This window comes from Lewinella sp. JB7, assembly GCF_024297185.1.
In the GTDB taxonomy this organism is placed as follows: Bacteria; Bacteroidota; Bacteroidia; order Chitinophagales; family Saprospiraceae; genus Neolewinella.
In genome coordinates this window covers 75,571-94,992 of the sequence record NZ_JANCTD010000001.1, presented here as the reverse complement: position 1 = coordinate 94,992, position 19,422 = coordinate 75,571, and the positions used below count along the sequence as shown (strand labels likewise).

The 19,422-nt window shown below is 59.8% G+C and carries 14 protein-coding genes; 5 read left to right on the top strand and 9 right to left on the bottom strand.

Features of this window, described 5'->3' with window-relative positions; translation table 11 throughout:
• The 3 genes from NMA52_RS00375 to NMA52_RS00365 are packed head-to-tail and all read right to left on the bottom strand — an operon-like array spanning position 1 to position 3,119.
• A complete protein-coding gene (locus tag NMA52_RS00375; protein WP_254825643.1) occupies positions 1-1,191 on the bottom strand; it encodes a trypsin-like peptidase domain-containing protein in 1,191 nt (396 codons plus the stop codon).
• Between the two features lie 4 nt (positions 1,192-1,195).
• Entirely contained in the window at positions 1,196-2,356 is a 1,161-nt protein-coding gene (locus NMA52_RS00370; RefSeq protein ID WP_254825642.1) for a hypothetical protein, read from the bottom strand.
• Positions 2,357-2,363: 7 nt separating this feature from the next.
• Positions 2,364-3,119: a hypothetical protein gene (locus tag NMA52_RS00365; protein WP_254825641.1), complete on the bottom strand. Its 756-nt coding sequence runs from the start codon at positions 3,117-3,119 to the stop codon at positions 2,364-2,366.
• 189 nt (positions 3,120-3,308) lie between these two features.
• Between NMA52_RS00365 and hflX the strand changes: the two genes are divergently transcribed.
• Positions 3,309-4,520 (top strand): GTPase HflX, encoded by a 1,212-nt coding sequence (gene hflX, locus NMA52_RS00360; RefSeq protein ID WP_254825640.1) that lies wholly within the window; start codon positions 3,309-3,311, stop codon positions 4,518-4,520.
• Between the two features lie 124 nt (positions 4,521-4,644).
• On the opposite strand, the gene NMA52_RS00355 is transcribed toward hflX, so the two are convergent.
• A complete protein-coding gene (locus tag NMA52_RS00355) occupies positions 4,645-8,157 on the bottom strand; it encodes a LamG-like jellyroll fold domain-containing protein (RefSeq protein WP_254825639.1) in 3,513 nt (1,170 codons plus the stop codon).
• Positions 8,158-9,040: 883 nt separating this feature from the next.
• Here NMA52_RS00355 and NMA52_RS00350 point away from each other — a divergent pair.
• Both NMA52_RS00350 and NMA52_RS00345 read left to right on the top strand, forming a co-directional pair.
• Positions 9,041-10,165, top strand: a complete 1,125-nt coding sequence (locus NMA52_RS00350) for an aminopeptidase (protein WP_254825638.1) — start codon at positions 9,041-9,043, stop codon at positions 10,163-10,165.
• 159 nt (positions 10,166-10,324) lie between these two features.
• Positions 10,325-11,125, top strand: a complete 801-nt coding sequence (locus NMA52_RS00345) for a hypothetical protein (RefSeq protein ID WP_254825637.1) — start codon at positions 10,325-10,327, stop codon at positions 11,123-11,125.
• An 8-nt stretch (positions 11,126-11,133) separates the two neighbouring features.
• On the opposite strand, the gene NMA52_RS00340 is transcribed toward NMA52_RS00345, so the two are convergent.
• Positions 11,134-12,351, bottom strand: a complete 1,218-nt coding sequence (locus NMA52_RS00340; RefSeq protein ID WP_254825636.1) for a Pycsar system effector family protein — start codon at positions 12,349-12,351, stop codon at positions 11,134-11,136.
• Positions 12,352-12,468: 117 nt separating this feature from the next.
• On the opposite strand from NMA52_RS00340, the gene NMA52_RS00335 reads away from it, so the two are divergent.
• Positions 12,469-14,007: a hypothetical protein gene (locus tag NMA52_RS00335; RefSeq protein ID WP_254825635.1), complete on the top strand. Its 1,539-nt coding sequence runs from the start codon at positions 12,469-12,471 to the stop codon at positions 14,005-14,007.
• Position 14,008: 1 nt separating this feature from the next.
• Positions 14,009-15,382 carry a DUF5723 family protein gene (locus tag NMA52_RS00330; protein WP_254825634.1) on the top strand — a complete coding sequence of 458 codons (1,374 nt, stop codon included), beginning with the start codon at positions 14,009-14,011 and terminating at the stop codon, positions 15,380-15,382.
• Here the strand turns inward: NMA52_RS00330 and mscL are convergent.
• Genes mscL through NMA52_RS00310 form a run of 4 tightly spaced genes read right to left on the bottom strand, consistent with a single transcriptional unit; the run spans position 15,318 to position 19,281 of the window.
• Positions 15,318-15,779: a large-conductance mechanosensitive channel protein MscL gene (gene mscL, locus NMA52_RS00325; protein WP_254825633.1), complete on the bottom strand. Its 462-nt coding sequence runs from the start codon at positions 15,777-15,779 to the stop codon at positions 15,318-15,320. The genes NMA52_RS00330 and mscL overlap by 65 nt on opposite strands.
• 9 nt (positions 15,780-15,788) lie before the next feature.
• Positions 15,789-16,769: a hypothetical protein gene (locus NMA52_RS00320; protein WP_254825632.1), complete on the bottom strand. Its 981-nt coding sequence runs from the start codon at positions 16,767-16,769 to the stop codon at positions 15,789-15,791.
• Complete coding sequence (locus NMA52_RS00315) at positions 16,766-18,496, bottom strand: BatD family protein (RefSeq protein WP_254825631.1); 1,731 nt, start codon at positions 18,494-18,496, stop codon at positions 16,766-16,768. The genes NMA52_RS00320 and NMA52_RS00315 overlap by 4 nt, the downstream gene beginning before the upstream one ends.
• Positions 18,496-19,281, bottom strand: a complete 786-nt coding sequence (locus NMA52_RS00310) for a tetratricopeptide repeat protein (RefSeq protein ID WP_254825630.1) — start codon at positions 19,279-19,281, stop codon at positions 18,496-18,498. The genes NMA52_RS00315 and NMA52_RS00310 overlap by 1 nt, the downstream gene beginning before the upstream one ends.
• Between the last annotated feature and the right edge of the window lie 141 nt (positions 19,282-19,422).

Below are 19,422 nucleotides of genomic sequence, written 5' to 3'. Positions count from 1 at the left end.
TTATTGGGGTAGTGAGAATTGGCGTTGTTGCAGGTCCGCGAGAATGTGCTTAATCAGAATGCCGCGGTTGGAGGGCGCGATCGTGCCCGCCGCGTCGATCTGCAAGCCGCCCTCGTACGACTGCTCGTTCTTACCGGCGTGGTGCAGGGCCACGACCTTCCAGTGCTTATTGAACACGGGCGCGCCGCTCGAACCCTCGCGGGTATCGGTGGTGTAAAAGAGGTACCTGCCCCATACGCTGATGATATCGTCCGGGAGGGCCATCTTCATGTAGTTGCCACCGGGATGCTGAATGACGGTCACCTTCTCGTCGACGTTCGGGTCGAAAAAATCCTCCAGCTGTACGTGCCCCCACCCGGCCAGGGGCGTGCGCCCGTCGTCTACGATGCGGACGATGGTGTAGTCCAGTTCGTCCTCGGCACTGGTGACGAAGAAGCCCGTGGGATCGAGGCGGTAATGGGTCTGTTCCAGGACGTTGTTGTCCTTATCCGTCTTGTAGTTGAAAACCAGGCGGGTGCTGGCGGCCGTGGCGACGTCCGGGATGACGTGGTTGTTCGTCATCAACAACTGCCCCTTCAGCAGAAAGCCGGTGCCCTTCTCTCCGGCGGCCGTCTCGATCTTGCACACCGTCCTCGACTGCTCCATGGCCCCCTGCACCCAGGCGATGATGTCGATCAGATTGTCGCTCTTCACGATTTTCTGCAGTCCGCGGCGGCCGGGCACGAGAATGTCGTAGGCGGGCGGTGTCCGCGGCGGACTGGTCCCCCGGGTACCGGTATCCAGGTGGTGCAAGCGCCCGCGCAAGACTTCCCGCAGTATCTCCGAAACGTCCCCCGCGGCACCCGGCCGGGGAAGCTCCGGCACCGTGATCCCGCCCTCCCGGGCCAGCAGGCCGTTCAGGCTGCGGGCGGAGGTCAGGGGTTCCGTCGCTTCCACTTCGGTGAATAATCGCGGGAGTTCTTCCCGCTCGGGGTACTCCTGAATAGCAAGCTGCACGATATCCCTGACCTTGCCCCGCTTATTGGCCTCCCGCAGAATATTGTGCCAGTTCTGCCGGGCCTTGTCGCTGAAGGCGATCGCGGAGGCCGGAATGCCCGTCACGTCAACGACCATGCGGCCATCGTCCCGTTCGGGGTATAGTTCGGTGAGGATGCCCCTCAGTTCGGTCAGTTTCGTGTTCCAGGCGGGCATGGCATCAGGGGGTTAGTCCGTATTTGGGTAGGATGTCCACCAGTTCATCCACTTTCCTGCGGTCGACTACGGCACTGAGGAAATTGGCGGACTCGTCGTAGACCCGGCGCCCCCCGAACCAGGCATTCGGGTTGATGAGGAGGTCGTCGGAGCAGGCTTTCAGTTCGTCGACGTCCAGGTGGTTGTCCATGAAAATCTTGATCTCATCCAGGGTGAGTTGGTTGAAGCGCTCTTGTTTGATCCGCTCCACGAGCAGGTTCAGGTGGGAGTTCGCCGAAGCATCCCGCTGGCGCAGTTCTTCCGGCGAGTGGTACATCACGTCGCGATCGTGGAGCAGGGGGTTGTTCACGAAGGGTTCGATGAGGTAGTGTCCGTGCCGCCCCTTCATGTAGCGGTACTCCCCGAGGAAGGCCCGGATATCGTCGCGAAAGTTGGGGTCGGAGGAGTCGACCGTCACGAAAACGAAGTCGTAAAAGAGGGAGCCGTCCTGTTCGTACTCCATCACCGTGAAGGGATGGTAGATCGTCGGATATACGCCCCCGTCCATCCGTAACTGGTCGGGGTTGTCGATGACCAGGTAGCCCTTCGGCAGTCCGCGCACCGAGTAGAAGCGTTTAGCCCAGGAGGCCTCCATCTGTTTCCAGGGGGCGGACAGCAGCGCGATCCTTCTGCCTTCCTCCAGGCGGTGGTGTTGCCATACTTCCTCGTGAATCAGGACCGGAATGCCCAGGGAAGCGTTGTTCCCGCTGCTCACACTCGCGATGCGCCAGTCTTCCAGGGTGGGCGGAATCTGCAGCGTGCCGATGCCGCCGAGGATCTTTTGCGACTTTCCGGGGGGGCTGTAGTGCGTCCACCGGTCGGTCACGTATTCCTTGTGGACGTCGAGAATGTTTTTAAAGTGCTGCGCCTGGGGGTGGTAGTACAGGCCGGGGACCCGCGCCACGTGTTCGGATAGAAAAACGTCTTCGAGGTTGAACCGTTGGTTCCACGTTCCTTCGACGTCGCCGAGCACGGTATGCCAGAAGTGCTCGTCGGAAAAGGCTCCGGCTGCCGTCCGGCTAGGTTCGGCGGGGTCGCGGGAGCAATCGTTTACCACGTCACTCTGAGCGTAGTTCTCCAGGGTTTCAATTACGCGGGCCGTGGTGTAGGCGGTTTGCAGGGACATGGCGGGCTTACCTTGGGTTCAGCAATTGGGTGAGGATATTCACGAGTTTCTCCCGGATCGTTTCTTCCTTTTCCACCAGTAGATCCAGTACCTCGCTCGTGTTGATCAGGGCCGGGTTGGTTTCCACGACCGTTAAACTCGCTTCGATCAGGCAGGCATTTTTCTCGAGGGGGATGGGGGAAGAATAGAGCCTGCGGGCAGTAAGGTCGTGCCGGCCGAAACCGACGGACTGGACGGTTAAGGGCCCCAGCGCGCGTTCGGTGATGTCATCACCGTTGAGTGAGTACAGGGTCAGTTGGAGAGTATAATCGTAACCGTCGCTCCAGTCGCTCGTTTTCGCCCGGCCGTAGGTGAGCTCCAGGGAGGTAAGCTGGTACACGTAGGTGTTCGTTCCCCGGACGTGCAGGGGTTCGAAGCCGATGCGGAGGGCGGCCACCGGGGTGTCCTTCGGGACGATGAAGTGCGTGTAGGTGATCTTAGGTACCCGAAAGCTACCTGCCTGTAGGTTGGTAGCCCGCTGTTCATCCCGGTGCACGAACCGAGCCTTCCGCCTGGCCAGTTGATCGGTCAGGAAGCGGTAGCCGATGCCGACACCCGCCGAGATCATTGCCGGCGTCACCGCAAGGGACTCCCGGGCGTGATCGTCCTTGGGTATGACGACCGCCGAGTTTTCAAAATCAAGGGTCGTGTAGGCCCGCGAGAAGGTAATCTTCTGCTTAGCCTCGGTATAGGCGGTGAACCGGTTACGGGACTGGAAGAACATCGGGCACGTCAAATTTTTACCGTACGGAGATCCGGGATGCTTGCTACCGCACCGCCGCTACAAGGTGTTATGACTTCAATATAGGCTTTGTCACACCAATTGGTCGGCTTCCTCCCCTCCCCTTTTGCTCCCGCGCGCCGCCGCCCCGCGAATCAACTTATCCGGCGGCCTACCGGTTATTCCTTACCTATGGCGAACGAATGGAATGTAGGCGAGAAGGCCAACGGATTATTGCAGGAGACGGAACACGCCGTCCTGGTGGGGGTCGTGCAGCGCGGCCAGACCGAGGAGCAGGTCACGGAGTACCTGGACGAACTGGAATTTTTGGCGGAAACCGCAGGAGCAAAGACCGTCAAACGCTTCGTGCAGAAACTCGACCATCCCGATAACCGCACCTTCGTGGGCAGTGGTAAGGCCAAGGAAATCGCCGGCTACGTGGACCAGCACGAAGACGTATCCATGGTCATCTTTGACGACGACCTCAGCGGCAAGCAGGTCAACATCCTCGAGGAGGAAATGAAGGTGAAAATCATCGATCGCTCCACGCTGATCCTCGACATTTTCGCCCGCCGGGCCCAGACCGCCCAGGCCAAGACCCAGGTAGAACTGGCCCAGATGCAGTACCTCCTGCCCCGACTGCGCGGACTGTGGACTCACCTTGAGCGGCAGCGCGGTGGTATCGGTATGCGGGGTCCCGGGGAGACGGAGATCGAAACCGACCGCCGGATCGTGCGCGATAAGATCAGCAAACTCAAAAAGGATCTCGAAAAGATCGACAAGCAGGCCGAAACCCGCCGCAAGGGCCGCGATGCCATGGTGCGCGTGGCGCTGGTGGGTTACACCAACGTGGGCAAGTCGACCCTGATGAACCTGCTGACCAAGAGCGACGTCTTCGCCGAGGATAAGCTCTTCGCTACCCTGGACACCACCGTCCGGAAAGTAGCCTACGAGGGAGTGCCCTTCCTGCTCACGGATACCGTCGGTTTTATCCGCAAATTGCCACACCACCTTATTGAATCCTTCCGCTCCACCCTCGACGAGGTTAAGGAGAGCGATATTCTCCTGCACGTGGTTGACGTGGCCCATCCCCAGCACGACGATCAGATCCGCACCGTTCAGCAACTCCTGAAAGAGATGAACTGTCAGGATAAACCGACCCTGCTCGTCTTCAATAAGATCGACCTCTTTCGGGAGCGGAATTACGATATGTACCTCGACCAGGACGGCCGCGAGGAAGTGGAAGCCGATCTCACGCGGGGCCTCCAGGCGGAGTTCGGGCAGGAAGCCCTCCTGATCAGCGCCCAGACGAAGGAGAACGTCGACCTGCTCCGTCAGCGCCTCACCGAACTCGTCAAGCAGGAGTACCAGCAGACGTACCCGTATATCGCGAAGCAGTGGTAGGAAGTTAGGGGTAGTCGGTTAGTTTTTTAGTACGTTAGTTCTTTAGGGGGTGCCGGAAAGACAACGGGCCGTGACGATCGGATGGTCGTCACGGCCCGTTTGCCGTAGTATCGGGAGGTGAGCCTTACTGAATCACCACCTTGCGGGTGTAGCGATCGCCGTTCATAATGGCGACGGCGACGTAAACTCCCCTGGGCAGGCTGCCGGTTTCCACGGTGGTCGTGGGCTGGCTCAGCTTGCGAGTCAGCACCAGTTCGCCCCGGGCGGAGAACAAGCGCAGTTCGGCGTCAGCGACGTGTGCGGCGGGAATGGATACCGCCAGTTGACCGTTGCGTACGGGGTTAGGTGCTACTTGCAGCGCTCCGGCCTGGTCGGTGAGCGTAGCTAGGGCAATACCGGAGTAGGCAAAGGCACCGTCGAAGTCCAGTTGTTTCAGGCGGTAGAAATTGTCGCCGCCCACCGGCTGATCGTGTACGTAGCCGTAGCGTTGGGTCTGATCCGACGTGCCGGCACCCTCTACGAACCCGATGGTCGTCCAGGCGCTGCCGTCGGCCGAATGGAGTACTTCGAAGCCCCGGTTACCCTGCTCGGAGGCGGTTTCCCAGCTGAGGTTGACCGAACCGGCCTCAACCCGTGCGGTGAAGTAGGTCAGTTCGACCGGCGCTACCGCCGAGCACGCTACGGAGGGTTGCGACGTGACCGGAGCTCCCGACAGTACGTAGTCGTTGTTGCTCATGTTGTTGAGGGTACCGTCGTTGCCGTTGCCCGTCGCGTCGACGGCGGCCGTACCGATGGACTCCTCGAAGCGGTAGTAAGCGCCCAGGCAAGCGGCGGTTTCGCCGGAGTTGGTGTACGTTTTATTGTACGTCTCGGCGACGCCGGCGGGCTTAAGCGCGCTGTACCACACCCGCGTTTCGTCGATCTCTCCCGAGAAGTAGCGGCTGCCGGTGCCGCCACTGCTGAGGCGACCGATGGTAGCGCTGACATCTCCCGGAAGGGGTTGGTAATTAGCTGCCGATTCGCTTGCGAGAACACCGTCCACGTACAGGGAGAACATTTTCAGGTCTTCCCTCAGGACCACGGTGTAGTGGTGCCAGTTACCATCCGCCAGCGAGACCACGGGCGAGGACGAGCTAAAGAGAGCGGGACCTCCGGCGTTGTTTGCGGGCGACCGGTAATTCGCGACCAGCCTGCCGTCGGTAAGCGTCTGTACGCTCATATAGTTTTTCCCATCCGTTCCGCCGACGGGGAAAAGCTCGAAGAGTACCCCGTTCACGTTGGGGTCGGTACGGAACCATCCCTGCACGGAAAAGCCGGTATTGGCCAGGAAGGTGAGCGTCGGCAGTTCCACGTAGTCGTTGACGCCGTCGAAATTCAGGGCATAGTCGATATCACCGCTCAGGGTGGCACAGTCGGGCGCGTTCACCGCCGTCACGCTAGCACCGGATAGGACGTAGTCGTTGTCCTCCATATTGAGGAGCGATCCGTCGTTGTTGTTGCCGGAAGCGTCGGTCGCGGTGCTGCCGAGCGATTCCTCGAACTGGTAGTACACGTCCAGACACTCGCCGGCGCTGGGCGCGTTGGTGAAGGAATCGTCGTAGAGATCGATCACATCCTCGGCGGCCAGTGCGCGGGACCAGAGGCGGACTTCGTCCATTTGTCCGGCGAGGTAGCGCGTATTGTTACTGAGTGCGCCGAGTTTAGCGTAGACGGAATTGTCGTCGATCAGGGAAACGGTTCCCGTAGAGGTGTCTTCCTCCACTCCGTTGATGTACAGCGAAAGGGTGTGATCGGGATTAAGTACCACCGCATAGTGGAACCAGCTCCCCGTATTTACGCTCGTCGTCGAGATTAGCCCCTGCCCCCCGGCACTGCTGGCGGGTGAGCGGTAGGTCAGTTGCAGTTTTCCGGCAGTGGTGATCTGGATCGTAATGTAGTTACCCGTTAAAGTCGTTCCGTCCGGTCCGGACAGTTCGAACGCGTCGAAGAGTACCCCCGAAGCGATACCGGGTTCAGTGCGGAACCAGCTCTCCACGGTGAAGGTCGAATTGTCGAAGGTGTTCAGCACGGGTAGGAGAACCTGTTCGTTGACGCCGTCAAAATTCAGGGCGTAGTTCACGTCGCCGCCCAGGTCGGCGCAATTCGGTGCGGTGGCCGCGGTGGCGCCGGCACCGGAGACGATCCAGTCGGCGTTGTCCATGTTGGTCAGCGTACCGGTATTGCCGTTGGTCGTACGATCCGTTACGGATGTACCGAAGGAGTCCTCGAAGTCGTAGTATACCTCCAGGCAGTTCGCGATGTTCTCCGCGTCCGTAAACGAGTCGTCGTAGTGCGCCAGGATGTCTTCGGCGGCCAGTCCCCGGGACCAGATGCGGAGCTCGTCGATCTTGCCGTTGAAGTGTACAGCCCCGTTGCTCCGGCGCCCGATAGAGGCGTTCACCGTGGCGTCGGTAATGCGGGACATGGTACCCGAGGTAGCCTGCTCGACCCCGTCGATGTAGAGGGAAAGCGTGTTGTTGATGTTCAGTACAACCGCAACGTGCTTCCAAGTACCGGTATTTACGGCTGACGTGGACAAGAGTTGGATACCACCGGCATTGCCCCCATTGGGTCGGTAGACCACCCGGAGAATTCCGGATGCCTGAGTCTCAATAGATAGATATGCGGAAGAGCTGTTCTCAAAGGCTTCGAATAACACGCCACTAGTGGTCGCCGCGGTAGCGAACCAACTTTCTACCGTAAAGGTGGAGTTTTCGAAACTCGCCAGGGTGGGAATCGCGACGTAATCGTTCGTCCCGTCGAAGTCCAGGGCGTAGTTCGTGGAGGTACCCAGCGTACTACAGGCGGGCGCGGCCTGGGCGGTCACTCCGGCGCCGGAGGTGACCCAGTTGGAATTGTTGGTTCCGATCACCGACCCCGTGTACCCATTACCGGAGGCATCGGCGGCCGAGGTACCGGAGCCCGCGTTGAATTTGTAGTAGGCGGCCAGACAGGTCGTCGGAGCGGCCGGGGTCGTGGGGTCAGAGAACGATTTCTGGTAGTGGGCCTCAATGTCGGTGGCGTCGAGCGCGCGGGACCAGAGGCGGAGTTCGTCCAGGGTTCCCTTCAGTTTACGCGAACCGTCCGAATGGAGGTTGCCGAGGCGACCGTCCACCATTTCGGGAACGTAAGTAGGCGTCGTACCCAGCTTCTGAGCTTCTAGTACGCCGTTGATGTACAGGGACATTGTCCCCTTACTATCGTAAGTAGCCGCGTAGTGAAACCAGGTGTTATTAGCGAGGCTGGTCGTTGAAGTTAGTTGATCCCCTCCATTATTGCTGCCACTGGGCCGGTGAAGGTACCGCAACTTACCGCTCTCAAGGATATCAAGATAAATGAAGTTACCGTTGGTCCCCAGTGAGGAAGAAGCGGTCGGGTAAAAATCGGCAATGACCTGCCCTCCGGCGAGGCTGCCATTGTTGATCCGCGCCCAACCCTCTACGGTATAGGGAGAATTCTGGGCGAATGGCATATCGGGGAGGTCGACGTGCTCGCTTCCCCCGTTAAATTTAAGCGCGGTCCCCGCCTGCCCGTACGCGCGGTACGTGCCGCATAGGCATAGGAATAGCACGATAATTAAGGTAAACTTTCTGTTCATAGTGTAAATTTTGGTCCCTGTAGACATGGCAGGTCCGATCAATCCTGGGAATTCAAATCAATAAGGCATAATAAGCCTAGTGTCTTCCGTAGGGATGAGTCGAAGCTATAAGCTCCAGGAAACGTGGATAGTGTAAATGGTAGAGTTTGCGTACAAATAGTTAATCTTCGGGGTTCAGGTGTACGCTGGGATTGGTATACTAACTGTATTGGTGACAATCAAACAAACCGGACACTTACCAACATGCATTCGTACATAACGGAATGCATTGTTGAATAGCGTGGCGTACTATTGAAAAATCGCTACGGCGTATCGTCGCAACTTAGGCGGCCATACGGCTAATGCTAATACACAATAAAAAAGCAACATATACGTATACCGCAAATCTACAGCATTGTTGGACTGTTTTCCAAAATCTTGGAAAAAAAATTGCCCTAATGGACAATTTTTTTAATTGTTCAAAAAGTAAGCATTTCAGGGCCAAGAGTATATATTTTTCACATATGGTGTGTAATCATTTTCATAGCCGAGCATACCTATCCGTCGAGGATTTGAGCATAATATTGTCAATTATTCCCCCCGGTGGAGATTTATATATTATATGCGTGGCTTATCCGGCAATTTGTGAAGTACCGACTCACATAATTACATATTTATCTATTTTGTCCGAACACGTAATGAAATGTTTCGTGTATTACCCTGACCACTGCCGCCTCCGCGCCGAGCCGGCGGACCTTTCCGCGGCCCTGATTTCCGTACGGGTGCCGACATAATTTTTCCAGTCCGAACCCCGGAATCGCGGCAAACCGCCCCACCGATCCGCAGGACATTGCTAAATAAAGGCGGGGGCAACCGACCTTTACGCCACGTCAATCTACCACCCATGAATTCTCCCGACGACTACGGCAAATACGCCCACCTCCTCGTCAACTACTGCGTCAGCCTACAGGCCGGAGAGCGCTTGTTCGTAAGCTCGACCACCCTGGCTGAACCCCTCGTCACCGCCATTTACCGCGAAGCCCTGAAGGCCGGCGGCCACTGCGAGTTCTCGCTGGCGACCCGCGGGCAGGAGGAAGCCCTGAGGGACTACGGCAGTCCCGATCAGTTCGCCTACTTACCCACGCTGTACAGCAAGGCGATCAACGAATTCGAGGCCTACATCAACGTCATGGCTCCCTTCGATCTACGGCAGCCCGCTCCGGCACCCGAGCTCCAGGCCGCTCGCCGGGAAGCATCCCGGCGGTTGCACCAGACCTACTTCGCCCGCACCGCTGACCGCCGCCTCAAACGAAGCATGTGCATCTTCCCCACCCCTGCCCTCGCCGCGGAAGCCGGCATGGCGGAACAGGAATACGCCGATTTCGTCTTTCGCGCCTGCAAGCTGGACCAGGACGACCCACGCGCCGCCTGGCTCGGTGTCCGCGAACGCCAGCAGGCCGTAGTCGATCACCTGAACAGCTGCACGAGCTTCCGGTACGTCAACGATCGCAGCGACATCAGCTTTACCACCCGGGGCCGCAGCTGGATCAACAGCGACGGACAGACCAATATGCCCAGTGGAGAAGTCTATACCAGCCCCGAGGAAGACAGCGTCAACGGCACCATCTACTTCGACTACCCCGCCATCCGCAACGGCGAGGAGGTCCGCGGCGTTACGCTGGAGGTGAAGGACGGGGAGATACAACGCTGGACGGCGGACAGCGGCCAGACCATCCTCGACGAAACCTTCGCGATCCCCGGGACGCGGCGGTTCGGGGAAGCGGCCATCGGCACCAATTACGACATCGACCGCTTCACCAAGCAAATTCTCTTCGACGAAAAGATCGGGGGTACGGTCCACATGGCCATCGGCCAGAGCTACGCCCAGGCCGGCGGTAAGAACGAAAGCGCGGTGCACTGGGACATGATCGCCAACATGCGGGCCGGAGGAAAGGTGTACGCCGACGACAAGCTCATCTACGAGGACGGCCGCTTTCTCACGGATCGCCTGGTGGCAAAGCAAACCTAAGGAAGCAATTGCGGGCGGCGCGGACGCGGGAGCAACGCCCACTCGAAGAGCCAAGGAGCGGGCAACTCCAGGTAAAAATCGTTATCTTTGATACTGGCTTGCTTTTGAATTCTGTTCTGCATACCGAAACCCCATTTTTTACTGCATTAACCCTGAGCCGTGAACGAGAACATCGCCTTTTTAGAACTTAAGTACGGGAACATATACGGCGGATATCCTAACTTTTACGCGATCAGTGAGATCGCCCTGCTGGTTTTCGAGCGCGGGTCCAACAAGATTTTCCTCGAAAGCTGGATCAACCAGGCCAATGTCGATATCGTAGACGTATACGCCGAGACGGATGAACTCGGACACACCGTGCGCCGCGTACGGGAGGTGCTCAACATGCGCACCAATCGCCGTTACCCCTACCACGATGATTTCCGCCTCAGCGAAAACGACCTGCAGTTTGCCTTCCGCAACCTGCGCTCCACCAAGAATGCCATCCGGAACTTCCTGAACAAGAACCTGCATAAGTACCGGTTCCAGGACATGATCGTCTTCGACGGCCGCCGCGACATCTTCCTCTGCGAGCGCAGCGGCGTCCGCTTCGACTACACGAACATCATCGACATCCAGAAAGACCTGAACCGGGAAACCGACTACCTCTTCAGCCTCAATAAGCTGGCCAAGGTCATCAACTTCAATACCGATCGGTCCTACCTCCGCTCCAACAACCTGGAGTACTGGCTGCACCCCATCGCCGCCCGCCAGATCATTCCCGGCACCGCCGCCTTTGACGCCGCCCGCCTGCTCATGGTCTTCAATGAGTACACGATGTGCCACGACGACTTCCTCATCAAGGCCGCCATTCTGCTCAATAAAGTGAGCAAACGCAAGGAAGAGGAAAAGGCCGCCCAGCTGGAAGCCGAGGGGGAAGCTCCGGAACCCAACGAAGAGGAGCAGAAAGGCAAAAACTAGCTGCCGCCCTACTTCAGGAAGAACACGATCGCGACGACCAGCAAAGTGCTTACGGCCAGCCCGATCAGAAAGATCGTATAGGAGACCCGCAGCAGGCCGTACTTGCGGTCGATCGTCGTACCCAATCCGTGCAGGTCGCTCAGCAGATTGCCGTACAGCGCATCGGGCTCCAGTAAGGTTCCCTCCATACGGCGAATGAACTCTTCCCGGTCCAGTTTACTCACCGTGCCGTAGAAGGCCAGGTTGTCTTCTTCGCCCACCCGACGGTTGGGCCGGGAAGACAGGAGAGCATACACGAGGCTGGCCAGAGCACAGGCAATAAAGATCACCACCGGCAGCAAAATCTCGGGGCGTGACTGGGCCCAGTTCCGGTAAGTCACGAAGGTGATCAGGGCACCGATCAGCAGGGCGTTCACGCTGACCATGATGGCGGCCTTCTGATCGGCCATTTGCTTGAGCTGAATGAGGTTGCGGAACACGGTCCGGAAGTAGGTCTGGGTTGCCTGTCGGGTGGGGCCGCTCTCCACGCCGTTGAGGCTATGTCGCGTTTCTTCCCCCTCCACTTCCTGCAGGGGCTGCCGGGGTTCTTTCTTTTCGAGGCGGTCGACCAGTTTTTGCAGGTCCAGCAGTACGGCACTGTGGGTATGCTGGTACCGCCGCCGCAGTTCACCGTCGCGGAAGCGGGCCTGCCGCAGTTCGTTCAGGTAGTGGGAAAGGGCATCGGTCCGGTTCATACTGCGCCGTGGGCCGAGGCCGGTGTCCAGGGCGTAGCGATTTTCGAGCCAGGTCAGTTCGGCCCCCTCCGATCCGCTGAGCAGTCGCTGGGCAAGCTGGGCATCATAGAGCACGTCGGCGACCTCGGCCCGGAGACTGGAGCTTCCTTCCGGGAGCACGGTAGCGAGAGTGAGCTGTAGGTTCAGGTAGTCGGGGCCCGTCCAGTCGCGAAACTCCTGGGCCACTTCGTTCCACCGACGGAGTTCACTGCCGGGACCCCAGTAGCGACAGGCCTCCAGAAACGCGACCGTCCGGGCCAGGTGGGGAAGGTCGGGGGAAACGCCCGGTCGCCGCAGGGCGATTTCCAGGGAATGTGCGGCCAGCGACAGTGCCCAACTGTCGTTGTGCAATACCAGGGAGCGGGGCAGACGTTCATAGGACGTCAGCATGAACCGCTCCGCCTGATCGGCCAGGTGGCTAATGTGTAATGCACTGAAACGTCCAGTGGTCATGAAACTCGTTTTTGGCCGGGCGATTTGATCGAAGGTAACGTCGCCTATATGGAATGCCAAATCCGGTCAACTTATTATCCGCCCCGTCTTCATCCGTTCCCAAATCAATCCCCGTGTATGCGCCTATTGCTACTTCTGATCTGCTGCGCGTTCGCGACCGGCTGCGACCATGGCCTGGAAATCATCCTGGAACCGGATGCGGTGCGCCACCGCGCCGAGTACGCTATTCCCCTGGTCGACAGCCGCACCGCCCTGCCCGAACTGACCGGTATCGTCGACGAGCGCGTCACCCTGACCATCGATCCCGACGGCCTGTTGCGGTTTCACTACATCGATACGGTCCCCCCGGTGACGAGCGGACCGTTATTTAACCAACTTGCTGCCCTCGGCCGCGGTATACCCCTGCCGATCACGCGCCGCCGGGAAGCCCTGCCCTTTCCCCTCCCCGCGGACATCTCTCTCGACGAATTGCGGGTCCGTCGCGGACAATTCACCTATTACCTGCCCAATACCTACGACCGTCCCGTCCGCATCACCCTGGAAATCCCGAACGCTACTCGTGGCGGAGAAGCTTTCCGGGTCACCGGCGAACTCCCCGCCCACACCGGGAACGGCACCCCACCGCTCCTGAGCAACGCCGCCAACCCCCTCGACTTCGCGGGCTACGCCCTCGACTTCTCCTCCGACTCGCTGCTCATCAACTACGCCATCAACGATCTCGACGGCACGCCGCTGGAACCAGCCCCGGGGACCGTGACGGCACTGTCCAATCTCGAATTTTCCTACATCGAGGGGTACTTCGGCCGTTCCACCTACCCGGGCGTGAGCGACGTACTGGAGATCGATTTCTTCAAGAATTACGTCAGCGGATCGGTTAGTTTCGTCAACCCCCTCATCCGGGTGGAGGTCAGAAACGGCTTCGGAGTGCCCTCCCGCGCGGCCATCGAGGAGCTTTACGTAACCACCGTGACGGGGGAGCGGATCGACGTGACCGGGGAAGTCGTTACCAACGGCTTTCCGTTCGACTATCCCACGACGGAGGGCGAAAACGCCTACACCACCTACCTCATCGACGAGCGTAACAGCAACGTACTGGATCTGATTTCCGCGAATCCCGTGGCCCTGCACTACCGGATCGGGGCCCTGCTCAATCCCGACGCCGACGCCGGGATCACCGGCTTTCTGGCCGACACCAGTACCTATACCGCCACCCTGGAGGTCGAATTGCCTACCTACGGATCGGCAAGCGACTTTACGGTACGCGACAGCTTCCCGCTGGATCTCGGGGACAAGTACGGCGACGTAAGCGCGGCGACCTTCCGCATTACCACCGACAACAACCTGCCCCTCGATCTTTCCGTTATCGGTACGTTCGTCGACGCCCGGGGGAATGCCCTGGTGGACCTGACCGACGGTGCCCTGCTCGTCGTCAGCGCCAGTCCGGTCGATACGGCCGGTAATCCTACGGAAAGCCGACAAACGACCACCGATATCACCTTCACCGGCGACCGCCTGGAGCGGCTCCGGGAAGCGAACCAACTCATTCTGCAGACCGCCTTCGCCACCCCCTCCCCCGCCACGACAAATGTCCGGATCACGAACGACCAGGATCTGCGGATACGCGTCGGTGTCCGGCTGACCGTTAATAACCCCTAGCATGGGAATACTCTTCACTCGCTTTTTACCCCTCCTGATCGCTTCGGTTTTCCTGACGGCGGGCACCCTATCGGCGCAGAACCTGACCGCTCCCCTGCTGTCGGGAAGCTGGCAGTCGACGTACCATAATCCGGCGATGGTGCACTTCCTCCCCACGACCACGACTCTGGGCCTTCCCGGCGTGGCTAATGACCTGCGGCTGGAGAACGTAGACTACGACGACATCTTCGCCCAGATCAATGGCCAGCGAGTTCTACAACTCGATACCTGGTCGCTACTCGCCGGCGAAAGCAACGGCGTCCAGAATGTCTACTCCATCGAAACGCTCGGGGCCGCCGTACGGCGGGGGCGATTCGGATTCAGTGCCTACCACCGGCTGCGGGTGCAGGGCGACGCGGAGTATCCCAAATCACTCGTTGACCTGCTGGCGCTCGGCAACGCCCCCTTCATCGGCCGCACGAGCGACATTGCCCCCCGGGGGGAAGTGATCAGTTTTCAGGAGATCGGACTCGGATTAAGTTATGCCGTCTCCGATAAGATCGCGCTGGCCGGGCGGATCAAGTACCTGGCCGGAGTATCGAGCATCCAGATTGCCGAGGGAAGCAGCCTGCGCCTGACGACGGACGCGGCCAACTTCGGCCTGACCGTGGAGCAAAACCTTACCCTGAATACCGTGCGGGCCCTCACCTACGAAAGCCTCAGCAATCCCGGTCTGGAGTACAACCCCAGTCGCCTTCACCCCGGCGACCTGTTCACCCCCGACAACGGGCTGGCCGTTGACCTGGGCGTTGCGGTAAACCTGGATCGGCTTCGTCTGAACGCATCGATTACCGATATCGGAGCGGCGATCGACTGGACCGAGGACATCACGACGCTCCGGTTTTCCGGAACCCGCACCTTCAGCGGACTCGATCTGCTCGACGATCTGCTGCGGGATTCCATTTCCCTGGAAGCCGCCGTCGACAGCCTCACGCTTTCCTTCGAGCCGGAGCAAGTATCGGCGGCCTACCGCTCCGAGATCGGTACTACCGTTTACCTCGGGGGCGAATACGAAATTACCGACCGCATGTCCGCCGGAGCGCTCGTCGTACTGGAACAACGTTTGGGGCAGACCGTTCCGGCCTTCGCGGTGATGGGCCGCTACGCGGTACTCGACTGGCTGCGACTCGGGGTAAACGTGAACCACCGCCCGGATATTCGGACCGACGTGGGCCTTCACCTCTACGCCAGCCCCGGGCGCTTCCGGCTGTTCGCCTCCTCAGATAAATTTCTGACGCTCGTCACCACCGGCAATAGTGCGCTGGCGGGCATCAGGCTGGGGGCGGCGTTGACGTTGGGTTCGCCGATCCGTTCAACTTCTTCATTTCTTCCCTGATATCGGTCAGCAACTGAATATCCTTCGGGGTCGGGACGGTTTTATCGCCGGCATCCTCGGCTTTGTCGCGTAGGGAGTTGATGAAGCGAATGATGACGAACAGGGTAAAGGCAATGATCAGAAAGTCGATCGCGGCTTCCAAAAAGAGTCCGTAGCCGATCACCACGCCCGGGTCGGTCACTTCCCCGGCCTCGTTCTGCACCGGCTCCTTAAGCACCCAGGCCAGGTCGGCGAGTTCGATTCCCGTGGTGAGGTAGCCCAGGGGCGGTGTAATGATCTGCTTGACGAGTACGTCGACGATCTTATTGAAGGCCGCTCCGATAACGACCCCGACGGCCAGGTCGATCATGTTGCCCTTGACGGCGAACTTCTTAAATTCTTGCAAAAATCCAGCCATGGATTCGGTTTAATCGATGAGCGCCACGGTCGTCAGTACGAGCGCCGCGGCAAATAACAGGAGGTGATAAAATTCGGCGCGTGCCCGCGGCTGCCGGGTAAACCAGAGACCCAGCAGCAGGCCCAGCGGCGGGACTACAACCTGAGCATCCGCCACGCGGAGCACCACCGCGCAGGTGGCCACCGGCAGGGCAAACAAAAGCACCCAGTACAGAAATGACACGTTTTTACTACCCTCGATGTTCAGCATGAGCCGGGCCCGGTTGCCGCCGAGCACGACGATCAGCAGGGGCAATGCCAGCAGCCCCGCCCCGACCAGTGCGTACCGCCCGGCGGGCTCGAACTCCCCGAACCGCAGTCCGGCAAGTTGGGTCGCATAGAAGGACTGCAGATCATCCAGCAGGTAGGCACAGGTGCCTGCGAGGAAGTAGGCGATTAACACCCCCACAATGAGCTGAAAGACGGTACGCAATTTTGCCGTTCCGAAGATACCGATGCCCACCACGAAGGCCGGAATAAAGATCAGGTAGCTGGGGTGCAACAGGGACGCCAGGCCAAGCCAGAACCCCGCATTGAAGCGGGCCACCTCCGTGGCCTTGCCCTTATACGTACTCCCCAGCGCACCTATAGCCAGTAACAGGAATAGGTGGTTGAACTGCAGGGGATCGAAGGCGTGAAAGGCCGGCGACAGGGCCCACAGCAATACGACGAACACCCCCGGAAACTGCGTCACTTTCCGGGATACCCGGAAGCGATCCGCGTAGTTGTTCGCCACGATCCCCGCCACCGCGATCAGCAGAGCCGGGATCAGCACGGATACCCAGCCACTCGTCCCGACGGCCTCCCGTACCAGTCCGCCGTAGTAAGTATCCCGTTCGCCTTCACTTTCCGCTTGCCCCAGCAGGAACACCGGCAGTTGCAGCACGAGCGCGTAGCCGAACAACAGCAGGCTCGCGTAGGATTGGTTAGTGCGAAAGAGGGATAGAATCATTTTAACTGTCGCTCCGTCTCCGTGATCAGTTCCGCGGCCGTCGCGTAGGTATCCCCGAGGTCGGCGGCCGAATCCTGTCCGGCGTACAGCGCCATCTCGCACCGCCCCAGTAGCAGGTCGTACCGCTCGATCAAACCGGCTTCCGCCCCCGCCGCCCCGAGTATCTGACGAATGTTCGTCCGGCCGAGATCGGCTACCCGCAACGAAAACCGATCCCGCAGATACGTCAGCAAAGCCCCCTCAATGGCATCGTAAAAGGGTCGGGGTTCGACCTTATCCAAGTGCACCTTCGCTTCCCGCAGACGGGCCGCTGCCACCCGGCCGGCACGCTCCCGCAAGACGATTGCCGGGTCACGGGCGTCGCGGTGAGCGCGGTACCGGCTCCATCCGATGATGCCTCCCCCGATCAGCAACGGTAACACCATCATTCCCCAGAACCAGGGCCGGGCCGCCGGGTCGGCGTCGAAGCGGCGGCCGGGACGGAGGGGCGGGGCGGGGCGCAGGGTCAGCGGCGCTTCCACCACCGTTGCGGCCGTATCGATGGTGTAGCTCTTCTGCCCGCTTCCCCCGGCTACCGTGACGGCAAAATTCTCGGGGGTAAGCGTAACGTACTCCCCGCGGTCGGTGTCAAAGTAGGTCAGGCTCGGAGCGACGTCGTACGTACCGCTCCGTTTGGGTACCAGCTGGTACTCGAAGGTCTTACGGCCGAACATTCCTGACGGGCCGTCCAGAAACTCTTCGCGCGTAACGCGGGGATCGTAAATGTTCCAGTCCCGGGCGTCCACCGGTGTCGGTGCCTCGATGCGCTGCACGTCACCCTGTCCGGTCACCTGCATCACGATTTGTAGGGCATCGTCGGTGGTTAGCTGGTTCCGGTCCACCTGCACGTCCAGTTGGTAAGTACCCACCCCGCCGCTGAAGTCCGCCGGGCGGGGTTGCGGCAGTTCTCGTACCTCGACGTAGACGGTATCGGAGTTGACGGGGATCTGTTCCGTGAAGCGGCGGGAAAAGCTGCTGTTGCCGCGGGTGCGCACCGCCCCGATCACCATGCGGTAGGGGTCGATGGTAAGAGTGCCGCTCTTGATGGGAAACAGCGCCAGACTGGCCAGGGTGCGGCGCTGGTACTCCCGCCCGTTCTCGATCACGTTGGTGGGTGCCGCGTCGAAGCGGCGGCGCGGGCGGGCGAAGAAACCGTCGAGATCCGGTTCCCGAACCATATTACGGGATATGGGATTGACCGATGCGTACAGGTTGAGGTTCAGGATGATCTGCTGGCCTACGTACGCGCGGTCGGTCGACACCTCGGCCCGGAGAAAATTTTCCGGTGCGGCTCCCGGGTTACCGGCGTCGGCGTCCAGCACCTCGACTCGCTCCGCGTTTGCCCGGTAGGTACGTCCGGCGGCCCGTACGGTGGCGGGTCCTACGGTGAGGGTACCGGTCCGTTTGGGTTGAAGCATCCAGGAGAAGGTCATCTGACTCGAGGCCACGCCGTTCAAAATGGTCGTACCGATGGAGCGGTTGGGGCCCTGCAGCACTTCAAAATCGCTGAAGTCGGGCGGCGTCAGTTGCTCCCCCTGCGCATTACGCAGCGTGAGGTTGTAGGCTACGGTACTGTTGAGCAGCATACGATCCTTACTCAGCTCGGCCGTGAAGGTGATGTCCTGGTGCTGAGCGGCCAACGCGACTGCCCACAGCAGCAACGGTATGATCAGGAGCCCATTCTTCATCACCAGTCTTTATCTCCGGTACAGCCTTCGCGGTTGCCCTGCCGCAGGCGACTGAGGGTGCGCTTTTCCTCCTCCGCCGCGATCCCGAGCTGGCGTTCGGCTTCCTCCCGACTCATTTGCGGGCTTCCGTCGGGGTTTGCGTCGGGCTGGCCGCCGCTTTCGTTACGGGTTTCTTCGCCGGTCTGCTCGCGGGGCTCACCGTCCTGGGGGGGCTGATCGCTGGCTTGCTGGTCGCCGCCCTCACTGCCCTCCCCGCTCTGTTGCTGCTGTTGTTGCTGCTGTCCGTCTTGTTCTTGCTCCTGCCCCTCCTGGTCCTGGTCTTGTTGCTGCTGCTGTTGTTGTTGCTGCACTTCCCGGATGGCCTTCGTGAGATTATACTTCGTTTCCTGATCGTCGGGATTGAGCCGCAGGCTGTTCTTGTAGGACTCCACCGCCTGTTGGTAATTTTCCTGGCGGTAATAGCTGTCGCCCAGGTTCCGGTAGGCCCGGGAACGAATTTCCGGATCCTCGGCCAGTCCGGCGGCCTCCTCGTAGCGCTTGGCCGCTTCGGCGTATTCCCCGTTTTCGAAGAGGGCATTACCGAGATTGTAGTTGCCCTTCGCGCTGTTCTCCTCTCCGATGGCCGCGCTGTACTCCCGCTCGGCTTCCGCGTAGTTTTTTTCCCGGTAGGCCTGGTCTCCCCGCCGGAGGGCACGGTGGCTGGACTGCGCTTGCAGGCTTCCCATTAGGGCGGGGACGCAGGAGCAAAGAACAACGAGAAGAGCAAGGCTAATTCGGTGGCGCATCGGGGGCCAAGTTACAAGATTTACGTGTAGCGACGACTCCACGTGTAGCGACGACTTTAGTCGTCAAGCTGTACGGCAATGACCACTCAGGTTATCTAACCTCTCATGTAGCGACGACTTCAGTCGTCAGGCTGTACGTGT